This window comes from Desulfobotulus sapovorans DSM 2055, assembly GCF_059569355.1.
Genome location: NZ_JCANVJ010000018.1, coordinates 60,249 through 70,805, shown reverse-complemented (window position 1 = coordinate 70,805; position 10,557 = coordinate 60,249). Strand labels below are relative to the sequence as shown.

Genomic DNA, 10,557 nt, shown 5'->3' with positions numbered 1-10,557 from the left:
CCTGCCATCTCGTCAAAGATCACAGGATTGCGCTTGATACAGGTGCGGCAGTTGGACTGAAGCACCTCCGCCTTGCTGACAGTCTTTTCTCCCGCAGGGCCCGTCACCGTGATCTGATCCCCGGCTTCGCTGTAAGCGGTCACCTCGCCGCCTGCAAGATCGGAAAGGGCTTTTTTGTCCGCCATGCCCGTGCAGGGAACACCGATGATCACCAGCTGATCCCGCCTGATCTTGTTTTCCACAATGTGGCCCACAATGTTCCGCGCATCACAGCCCTTGGCGATGATACCGATACGGTCCTTGCGGCCTGTGAGGTAGTTGCACAGATTGAGACGGCAGGTCGCGTCCCAGATCAGTTCGTCCGTTTCCGATGCCTTACGGAGAATGGTCGGCTCGCTCATCACGGGAAGCGTTCCCTTTTTGAAGCCGATCACGACATCGACCTTCTCGGTTTCGAGAAGGCCCCGGGCAATCTCTTTAATCCTGTCGATGTTTCCGCTCATTATTCCGCTTCCTTCATGTAGCGCTTCACAAAATTGGTATTGGGACCCACGGCTTTCACGGCATCCGTAACTTCCTTCACCACCTCCACAAACTTGGTGGATTCGGCGGAAGAGATCCAGGAATAATGGAGACGGCCTTTTTCAACGCCCATGTGCTCCATCATGTCATTGAACAGCTGAAACTTGCGGCGTGCATAGTAATTACCTTCCAGGTAATGGCAGTCACCGGGGTGTCAGCCGGATACCCAGACGGCATCCGCACCTTCCCGCAGAGCGGAAAGGAAAAATTTGGGACTCATACGGCCTGTGCAGGGGATACGGATCACCCGGATATTGGGCGGGTACTGGAAACGGCTGACGCCCGCAAGGTCGGCCGCGCCGTAGCTGCACCAGTTGCACAGGAAACTCACAATCTTGGGTTCCCAGCTCATGGCTGTCTTCTCCTTATTCTGATCCTCCCACGGCAAAAAAATACCGTGGGAGGAAAATGGTTTTTTATGCGCTTACGGTAAAGATCTGGGCAAAAATCTGGCTGTTGTCAAAGCCTCCGTGGTGGATGGCCCCGCTGCGGCAGGACGCCACACAGAGACCACACCCCTTGCAGAGAACCGGATTGATCTCCGCCTTGCCCGCATAATACCCGGCATCCATGAAGCGGGGCGCAGAATACGGGCATACGCTCACGCAGATACCGCAGGAAGAACAAAGGGATGCGTCTACCCTGGCCACCTGACCGGAGGTGAAGATCTTTTCCTTGGCCAGAAGCGTGACCGCTCTGGAAGCCGCTGCCCGTCCCTGGGCCACCGTCTCATCCAGGGGCTTGGGATAATGGGCCGTACCGGCGAGGAAGACGCCGTCCGTGGCAAATTCACTGGGTCCAAGCTTGGCATGACGTTCCACGAAGAAACCATCCGCATTCATGGGCAGCTTGAAGAACTGGGCCAGGGCTTCGCCCTTGTTAGGAACCACGGCGGAAGCCAGGGTCAGAATATCCGCCGTCAATTCCAGAGGACGTCCAAGCACATGATCGGTCACCCGAATCACAAGCTTGTCTCCGGCTTTTTCGACCTGAGGTTTATTTTCGAGGTCGTACCGGATAAAGATGACCCCCGCATCCCGGGCTTCCCGGTAGAGGTATTCCTTTTCCCCATAGGTACGGATATCCCGGTACAGGATGAAAACATCCATATCGGGCTTATGCTTTTTCAGCTCCAGGGCATTGTCGATGGAGTGGGTGCAGCAAACGCGGGAGCAGTAGGGACGCCCCGGTTCACGGGAACCCACACACTGAATGAAGACCGCACTTTCCGCCTTGTCCAGCATGGGATCCTTGGCCTTGAACTTGAGATCCAGCTCCAGGCTGGTAAGGATTCTCGGATCTTCACCATAGAGGTATTCCGTGGGCTTCAGGGGAGAAGCTCCTGTGGCCATCACGGTGATACCATGTTCAAGGAGCTGCTCGGAACCGCCCTTGAGCTGGGTTTTGAAGTTACCCACAAACCCGTCCACACTGGCAATTTCCGTGTTCAGGTGTACGGTGATACGTTCATCCACCTTGATGGCATTCTCAAGATCCGCCACCTTCTCGCCCACATCTTCACCCTTGATGGTCTTGAAGAGGTTCAGGGCCTGACCGCCGAGGCGATCCGCTTTTTCGATGATATGGGTCTGGTATCCCTGACTGGAAAGGGCCTTGGCTGCGGTCATGCCCGCAACACCACCCCCCACCACCATGGCCACCTGGTTGACGTTCAGCTCCCCTTCCCGCAGGGGTTCAAAAAGGGAAACCTTGGCAACCCCCATGCGCACCAGATCCTTGGCCTTGTCTGTGGCCAGATCCGGTGTTTCCTTGTGTACCCAGGAGTTGTGGTTACGGATGTTCACCATCTCAAAGAGGTACTTGTTCAGCCCTGCATTGATGAGGGTCTCCTGGAACAGCGGTTCATGGGTTTTGGGCGTACAGGCCGCCACCACCACGCGGTTCAGGTTTTTCTCCTTGATGATCTCCGCCATCTTGTCCTGGGTATCCTGGGAGCAGGAGAAGAGGTTGTTGGTCACATATTCCACATAGGGAAGGGTCTGAGCATATTCCGCAACGGCCTTCACGTCCACCGTACCGGCAATGTTGGTGCCGCAGGAGCAGACAAAAACCCCCACCTTGGGACGATCCCCCGCCACATTCAGCTCTTTAACGGCTTCCGCCGTTTTGGTCAGGGTATTTCTCGCAGAAGTGAGCAGCTCACCCGCAGCCGAAGCCGCAGCAGAAGCATCAATCATGGCCTGGGGAATGTCTTTGGGACCGGCAAAGGCACCAGCCACAAAAATCCCCTCACGGGAGGTGGATACGGGCTTGAAGGTCTCGTATTCACAGAAATTACCCTTGGTAAGCTTGATCCCCAGCTCATTGGCAAGCTTCACCGTGGAAGGATCCGTCTCAAGACCGATGGACAGCACGATCATGTCGAAGACTTCCGTCTCCAGCCGACCGTCTTCCGTCACATAGCGCACCTCAAGGGAATCATTTTCCGGGATGGGATTGATGGTGTGTACCCGGCTGCGGACAAAACGGACGCCCTTTTTCTTGGCATCTTCGTAGTAACGCTCAAAGTCCTTGCCGTGGGTTCGCATGTCCATGAAGAAAATGGCACAATCCAGATCATCGCCATTGTGTTCCTTGGCAATGGCCGCTTCCTTGATGGCATACATACAGCAGACCGAAGAGCAGTAGGCATTGTCGCAACGGTTCATGTCACGAGAACCAACGCACTGGAACCAGGCAATTTTTTTCGGTTCCTGATGGTCTTTGCTCAAGCGGGTGAGATGCCCCATGGTGGGCCCGGAGGCGGAAAGAATCCGCTCGAACTCCATGGAAGTCACCACGTTGGGAAATTTGGCATACTGATAGGTGTCAAAAATGCTGGGATCAAAGGGCTTGAAACCAGGAGCCAGAACAACGGATCCCACGTTCAGCTTCAACGTTTCGGGCTTGTCATCATAGTTGATGGCACCCGTAGGACAGACCTTCTCACAATTGCCGCATTTGCCCTTGGTCAGCTTGATGCAGTTTGCAGGGTCAATGACATACTTCAAGGGTACAGCCTGATCGTATTCCACATAAATGGCTTTACGTTTTTTCAAAGATGCATTGTAGAAATCATCCACTTTTTTGGGACATTTTTCCGCACACGCACCGCAGGCAATACACTTGTCCATGTCCACATAACGGGGCTTCTTGAAAACTTCGACCTCGAAGTTTCCGGCTTCACCGCTGATGGACGTTACTTCACTCAGAGTCAACAATTCAATGTTCAGATGCCGGCCGACCTCGACCAGTTTGGGTGAGATAATTCACATGGCGCAATCGTTGGTCGGAAAGGTCTTGTCCAACTGGGACATCACGCCGCCAATGGACGACCCCTTTTCCACCAGGTACACATAGTACCCGGCATCGGCCAGATCAAGCGCCGACTGCATCCCGGTGATACCGCCACCCACGACGACAGCGGATCCAATTACTTCCTTCGACATGGTCTATTCTCCTGTAGCGATTCTGCAAGACGCCTTTTCCGCCACCCTTAATCCAGCGTTTTCAAGTCATCCCGCAACGTTACAAATCCCCATATTGCCTGACGCTTTCCGCCTCCCGCATCGGGAATCGGCGCCAAAATCCGTACAAGCATTTATGAATTCTATTGGCACGCCAATCCATATCGACTAACACCAATGTTGTCAATACATTTGTCCGGTGCGGCTTTCCGGAGTTGACGGGCATTTCCTGCTGTTTTTTTCCCTCAAAATCCGCTTTAATATGCCCTGGCATCAGCCCCAAACCAAGGGAGACCCCATGCAAGCCCAAAAACCCGGCGTTCTTGTCATCTGCGGCCCCACGGCCAGCGGTAAAACCGATGTGGCCATCCGCCTCTGTGCACACTTCAAGGCCCGTATCCTCAGTGCGGACTCCATGCAGGTTTATCGCTTCATGGACATTGGAACCGCCAAACCCAGCTCCGAGGAACTGCAAAAAGCCCCCCATGCAGGTATCGATATCCTTGATCCGGACAGCCCCTTTGACGCGGCAGCCTTTGCCACCCTGGGAAGAGCTTTCATTGAAGCCAATGCAGAAGAAGGCTTTCTCACCATCGTTGCAGGTGGCACAGGCCTTTATATTAAGGCCCTCCTGCAAGGACTTTTCCGCGCCCGCCCCGCCGATCCCGAAAGACTGGCCCTGCTGGAAAGGGAAGCTTCCGAAAAGGGAACCAGCCTTCTCCATACCCGACTCAGGGAAAAAGACCCGGAAGCCGCCGCCAGGATTCATCCCAACGACGGCTTCCGCATTCTCCGTGCCCTGGAATTTTTTGAAGCCACAGGAACCCCCATTTCCTCCTGTCAGCATCGGCACAATTTCTCCGACACTCCGGATTATGCCGTGGTAAAAATCGGTCTTTTCACAGACCGCAGGATCCTATATGAACGCATCGACCAGCGGGTGGATCGCATGCTGGCAGAAGGCCTTGAGGAGGAAGTCAAAAAACTTCTGGTCATGGGCTATGGGCCAGAGCTCAAAAGCATGCAGGCCATCGGCTACCGGCATATGCTGGACATCCTGACAGGCCGTCTGTCCCGGGAAGAAGGGATCCGCCTTCTCAAGCGGGATACGCGACGCTACGCCAAACGCCAGCTTACCTGGTTTCATGCAGATCCGGATATCCTCTGGATCCCCCCCATCGATCTGGAAAAACGCATCCCGGAAATCCGCAGCATCCTGGAAAATCAAGGTGCCTGCCCCTCTTCCCCCTGCTGATCTCCACCCTTTTCCCGTGCAGTTTTTTCCTTTTCCTGCACACGGGTATTAAAGGCCTGTACGTCCGTATTGTACCTGGCCCGCCTTTTTTCATAGGCCTCCCGCGACGCATCAAAGGCCGCCACCTCCCGGTTATGGGCTGTCACCGTCTCAGCATCCGCACGTGCAAGACCCGGCACCCTTTCCGTGAGCTTTTTCTGCACGGCCTGGAGGCGGACAAATTCTTCAGCAAGGGCTTTACGCTCCGCCTCTATCCGTACCGCCTCTTCCTCCAGGGAAGGCACTTCAGGATGCTGAGCTTCCGCCTCTTCCTCAGGGGAGACTACCGCCGTTTCCGCCTTCTCCGCCTCCGTCTCCGTATCCACGCTCCGGAACCGCTTCACCTTCTCCCTCTCCTTTTCAGGGAGACGGGAAAGATCATCGGTAAAGACGGTTCTGCCCGCCTCATCCCTGTACTGATAAAATTCCGCTCCGGCCATCCCTGCCCAAAAACACAAGCCCAGAACAAGGTAAATCCCCTTCTTCCTGTGCATTCCTCCCCCCCCCTTTTTTTTAATATGGGATGTCTCAGAACAATTCCTTTTTGCCTCCTGTCATGATCTTGGTGTATAGGATCTTACAGCCTTATGACAAAGATGCAAAGTGCAAAGCCGCTTTGCCCCCAAGCCCTCCCAGCCCAGGTGGAAACGACACCATGAGACAAGATCCCCAGAGATTCAGATACCTCTGGCCCGCCGCCCTGATGTTTTTTCTTCTGTGTACGGGATGTGGCAAAAGCCCGCATCCCGATGAAAACCTCCGGCAAAGTCCCGCCGAAAAACTCTTTCTCCGTGCAGAAAAGGCCTACTCCCAGGGCCTGCCCCAAGAAGCGGAGCACGACTACATCCAGTTTCTGAAGGATTATCCGGATCACAACCATACCCCAACGGCCCTCTTCAAACTGGGCAGCCTTTACAGTGCCAGGGGAAAAGGGACTGAAGCACGCAATCTTCTGGGAACCCTTATCCGCAGCTTTCCCCAGAGTGCCCTTTTCGAAGATGCCCTGCTGGCCCGGTGCAGTTCCTGGTATACGGAGAAACACCCCTCCGAAACCCTCTCCTGCATCCGGGAAAGTGAAGCCCGCATCCTCAGGCCGGATCTGCGTATCCGCCTTGCCTTCTTAAAGGCCGATACCCTTGCCGCGGCAGGATCTTCCAGAGAGGCGATGGAAATTCTGATCCATACCCTGGAGACCGCCCCGGAATCCCTGCATGCCGCCCTCCTGGAAAAAATTCTGGGGCTTGCCAGGGAGCTGGATGCTGAGAGCCTTGCGGCCCTCCTTCCGGGAAAAAAATACCCTGAACCCGCAGCCACCCTTACCCTGGCATTGGGGGTCAGCCTTGTGGAGTCCGGACGTTACCGGGCCGCAGAAGAAACCCTTCAGGATTTCATCAAGACCTTCCCCCTGCATTCCAGAGCCCCCATGGCACGGGATCTTCTGACAGCCATCGCAAGCAAAGAGGAAACTGACCCTCTGGCCATCGGCTGCCTCTTCCCCCTCTCCGGTCGCCTTGCCCCCTTTGGCCAGCAGGCCCTGCGGGGTATTGAAATGGCCATGGCTCTCTATACAGAACAGGAAAACGCCCTGCCCCTCCGGCTCCTCATTGAAGACACCCGTTCCGATGAGGCTTCCACGGAAAAGGCCCTGCAAAGCCTCAATGAAAAAAAGGTCATTGCCATCATCGGCCCACTGGGGGCAAGCCCCGAATCCATCGCTCTTGCCGCAGACTTTAACATTCCCCTCATTGCCCTCACCCAGCAGGAAGGCATCACCGGCACCGGCCCCGAAGTGTTCCGCAACTTCATGACCCCTGCCATGCAGGTACGGGGGCTGGTTTCCCATGTCATGACACGGCAGAATCTTTTCCGTTTTGCCATCCTCTACCCCCAGGATGCCTATGGGGAAAACTTTCGGGATCTTTTCTGGGATGCTGTGGAAAATGCCGGAGGACGCATCACGGGCATAGAAAGTTACCCCCCAAGAAGCACGGATTTTTCTGAACCGATCCGGAAACTTACAGGGCTGTACTATCCTCTGCCAGCGGATCTCCTCCCCCCCCTTCCGGAAAACATGGAAAAACCCGCAAGTGAAGAAAAACCCAGCCCCGTCATCCAGTTTGACGCCCTCTTCATTCCGGACAGCGCGGAACGTGCGGGCATGGTTCTTCCCCAGCTGGCCTATCATGATGTGGAGGGGGTGCAGCTTCTGGGAACCAACCTCTGGCACAGCCCGAAACTTCTTGAGATGGCAGGCAGCCATGCCCGGGGTGCCCTTGTTCCCACAGGCTTTTTCCCGGAAAGCAGTCTGCCCCAGGTACAAAATTTTGTCCGTCGTTTTCAGGAATTTTATGGAGAAAATCCGGGATATCTGGAAGCGGTCACCTTTGACAGTCTCATGCTCCTCTTCAAGGCTCTGGAACAGAAACCTTACAGTCGCAGTGATGTCCGGAACATCCTTCTCCATCAGCCCCCCCATGAGGGGGTCACCGGTATCATCTCTTTTTCTGAAAACCGGGAGGCCATGACACCGCCCTTCCTCCTTGAAATTAAAGGAGGGCAGTTCCGTGAAATCCAGCCCTGAAAAAAAAGGGGACAGAACCCCCTTCTTTTCCCACAACCAGTACCGGATGCTCACCTCCGGACTGAAAGGGATTGTCCTTCCCCTGCTGCATTTGGGGAAGCACCACAGCCCCTGGAAAACCCGATGCCGTCACCTGATGGGCGATGTCCCCCGTCTGAAAGCCGCGCACGCCCCCCACATCTGGATTCACGCCGCCAGTCTGGGGGAAGCCGGGGTTTCCGAGTCCCTGGTACGCCACATCCAGCAACATGCGGGAAAAAAAATCCGCTTCACCCTGTCTGCCTGTACGGCAACAGGGGTGGACATGCTGGAAAAACGCCTTGCCCATGACGCCACCATCGTATTTGCCCCCCTGGACGCACCCGGCTGGCCGGAGGCGGCCCTGACAAACCGCCCTCCGGATATCATGGTCTTTGTGGAAACGGAAATCTGGCCCAACTGGATCCGGGCCTGCGCCATACGCAGGATTCCTGTCCTCATGGTCAATGGACGCATCTCCCCCCGATCCTTTCCCCGCTATCTGAAAGCACGTCCCCTTCTGCGGGAAAGCTTCTGCACCATGCAGGAATTCAGCATGATCAGCGATCAGGATGCCCGGCGTATCCTGGCTCTGGGAGCAGCGGCAGAAAAAATCCGGATCTGCGGCAATGCCAAAAAAGATCCGGCAACCCTCAGGGCGCTGACAGACCAGCCCCCCATGCTCTCCAGAAAAAACCTGGGAATTGCCGAAGAAATTCCTCTGTGGATCTGTGGCAGTATCCGCAAAGGCGAAGAAAGCCCTATTCTGGAGGCCTTCTGCCAGGCAAAAAAGGAATTCCCTGACCTCTGTCTGATCCTGGCCCCCCGACATCTCAAACGTCTGGGGTACATGGAAAGAGCCGCTTCCAGGGCAGGGTTGAGCCACCAGCGCCGCAGTCAGACCCAGGCCGTACAAAGCCCGGTTCTTTTTCTGGATACCATGGGAGAACTGCGCAGCCTTTACGCCCTGGCCGATGTGGTGTTCTGCGGCGGCAGTCTGGTTCCCGCAGGAGGACAGAACCTCCTTGAAGCCGCCGCCTGGGGAAAACCCATCCTTTTCGGCCCTTCCATGGAAGATTTCATGGAAGAAAGGGATCTGCTCCTTGCGGCAGGTGCTGCCTTTGAAACATGGGATGCCCAGAGCCTCTGCGAAAAGCTTCTCTTCCTGCTCCGCTTTCCGGAAAAGGCAAAGGCTGCGGGCAAAGCGGGCCTTGAAGCCCTCCGGCAGAATGCGGATGCCATTGCCTGCCATTCCGAGTCCATCCTCCGCATTCTTGACACCCTCCCCCAGCCACCTCACCCCCCATTTTTCAGGGATCCCTGACCCGTGGTCTCCAGAACAGCCTGCCACAAGACCCCTGAAGGATTCACGTGCCGCCGTTTTCCCGCACAAAGGGAAAGGGGCAGATGCACAAAGGAGGCATTGACATAGCCCACCAGCATATCCGTTTTACCCGCCATGGCCGCATGCACGGCATTGCGGGCAAGAAACCCGCAGAAAACCGAATCACTGGCATTGGCGGGCAGACTGCGGATCATATAGCTGGGATCAATATATTTCATGGCAATCCCCAGGCCCTTATCCCGGAAGTGGCTTTCTATGGCCTCCTTCAGAAAGAGTCCGATGTCCTTGAGCTGAAGATTCCCCGAAGCATCCCGGGAACCTGTCCCTTCCCTGAAAAAATCCTGCCCTGCCCCTTCAGCCACCACCAGCACCGCATGGCTCCTCTCGGCCAGACGTCTTTCCAGTGCCGCCAGCAAACCGCCTTCCCCTTCCAGATCAAAGGGCACTTCGGGAATCAGAACAAAATTGGCATCCTGCTGGGCCAGGGATGCCGTAGCCGCGATAAAACCGGAATGCCGCCCCATGAGACGGATCAGGCCGATACCATTGGGATACCCCACCGCTTCGGTATGGGCACTGCGGATGGCCCGTGTGGCCTCTTCCACTGCCGTATCAAAACCAAAACTGCGGTCAATGTGGGCAATATCGTTGTCAATAGTTTTGGGAATGCCGATGACGGCAAGATCCAGCCCTCTCTCCGCCACAACCCGGGCCAGAAGGTGGGCCGCCGTCAGGGTACCATCGCCGCCCACCATAAAAAGCAGGTTGATCCCCAGATCCTCCAGTCGTTGGCAGATGCGGTCAAAATCCTGAGGCCCCCGCGATGAGCCGAGAATGGTACCCCCCATATCGAGAATGCGCTCTACCACGGCAGGCGTCAAAGACCGGATATCGTGTCCATATTCGGGGAGAAAGCCCCTGAGTCCATAGGGAATTCCGTAGATCTCCCGCACACCGTAGCGATGATGCAGCTCGATCACCAGAGAACGGATGATGTCATTCAAACCCGGACACAAGCCCCCACAGGTAACAAGGGCACAGCGGGTACGGGCAGGATCAAAATAGATCCGCTCCCTCGGCCCCGCCACCTCAAAGCTCAAGGGTTCCCGACCTGTCTCCAGCTCCCTGAGCAGGCTGGCCCTGTCCAGATCCTTCAGCACCCTGCGGGAATCTTCAACAAAGCTGCCTCCGGAACCACAGAGGCCCGCAAAACAAAGGGGAGAAGGGATAGCCCGCTCCCCAAGACTGCGAATTACCGTTTCCACACACC

7 protein-coding genes and 1 pseudogene are annotated in these 10,557 nt (G+C 55.9%); 3 read left to right on the top strand and 5 right to left on the bottom strand.

Annotated elements, in window-relative coordinates:
- The 3 genes and pseudogenes from BR04_RS12235 to BR04_RS12225 form a co-directional block, all read right to left on the bottom strand.
- Positions 1 to 503, bottom strand: a pseudogene (locus BR04_RS12235) (4Fe-4S ferredoxin); the annotation flags it as partial.
- Positions 503 to 934, bottom strand: a complete 432-nt coding sequence (locus tag BR04_RS12230; RefSeq protein ID WP_496356300.1) for a hydrogenase iron-sulfur subunit — start codon at positions 932 to 934, stop codon at positions 503 to 505. The pseudogene BR04_RS12235 and the gene BR04_RS12230, both read right to left, overlap by 1 nt.
- 64 nt (positions 935 to 998) lie before the next feature.
- Positions 999 to 4,031: an FAD-dependent oxidoreductase gene (locus tag BR04_RS12225; protein WP_496356299.1), complete on the bottom strand. Its 3,033-nt coding sequence runs from the start codon at positions 4,029 to 4,031 to the stop codon at positions 999 to 1,001.
- A 316-nt stretch (positions 4,032 to 4,347) separates the two neighbouring features.
- Between BR04_RS12225 and miaA the strand changes: the two genes are divergently transcribed.
- Positions 4,348 to 5,304, top strand: coding sequence for a tRNA (adenosine(37)-N6)-dimethylallyltransferase MiaA (gene miaA, locus BR04_RS12220; RefSeq protein WP_496356298.1), 957 nt, complete (start codon positions 4,348 to 4,350; stop codon positions 5,302 to 5,304).
- Here miaA and BR04_RS12215 read toward each other — a convergent pair.
- Positions 5,274 to 5,837 carry a DUF4124 domain-containing protein gene (locus BR04_RS12215; protein WP_496356297.1) on the bottom strand — a complete coding sequence of 188 codons (564 nt, stop codon included), beginning with the start codon at positions 5,835 to 5,837 and terminating at the stop codon, positions 5,274 to 5,276. The genes miaA and BR04_RS12215 overlap by 31 nt on opposite strands.
- Before the next feature lie 161 nt (positions 5,838 to 5,998).
- Here BR04_RS12215 and BR04_RS12210 point away from each other — a divergent pair, with 161 nt between their 5' ends.
- On the top strand, positions 5,999 to 7,924 hold the full coding sequence (locus tag BR04_RS12210; protein WP_496356296.1) for a penicillin-binding protein activator: 1,926 nt from the start codon (positions 5,999 to 6,001) through the stop codon (positions 7,922 to 7,924).
- Entirely contained in the window at positions 7,908 to 9,266 is a 1,359-nt protein-coding gene (locus tag BR04_RS12205) for a 3-deoxy-D-manno-octulosonic acid transferase (protein WP_496356295.1), read from the top strand. Before BR04_RS12210 ends, BR04_RS12205 begins: the two co-directional genes overlap by 17 nt.
- Here BR04_RS12205 and BR04_RS12200 read toward each other — a convergent pair.
- Positions 9,239 to 10,552 (bottom strand): ATP-dependent 6-phosphofructokinase, encoded by a 1,314-nt coding sequence (locus BR04_RS12200; protein ID WP_496356294.1) that lies wholly within the window; start codon positions 10,550 to 10,552, stop codon positions 9,239 to 9,241. The genes BR04_RS12205 and BR04_RS12200 overlap by 28 nt on opposite strands.
- Positions 10,553 to 10,557 lie beyond the last annotated feature (5 nt).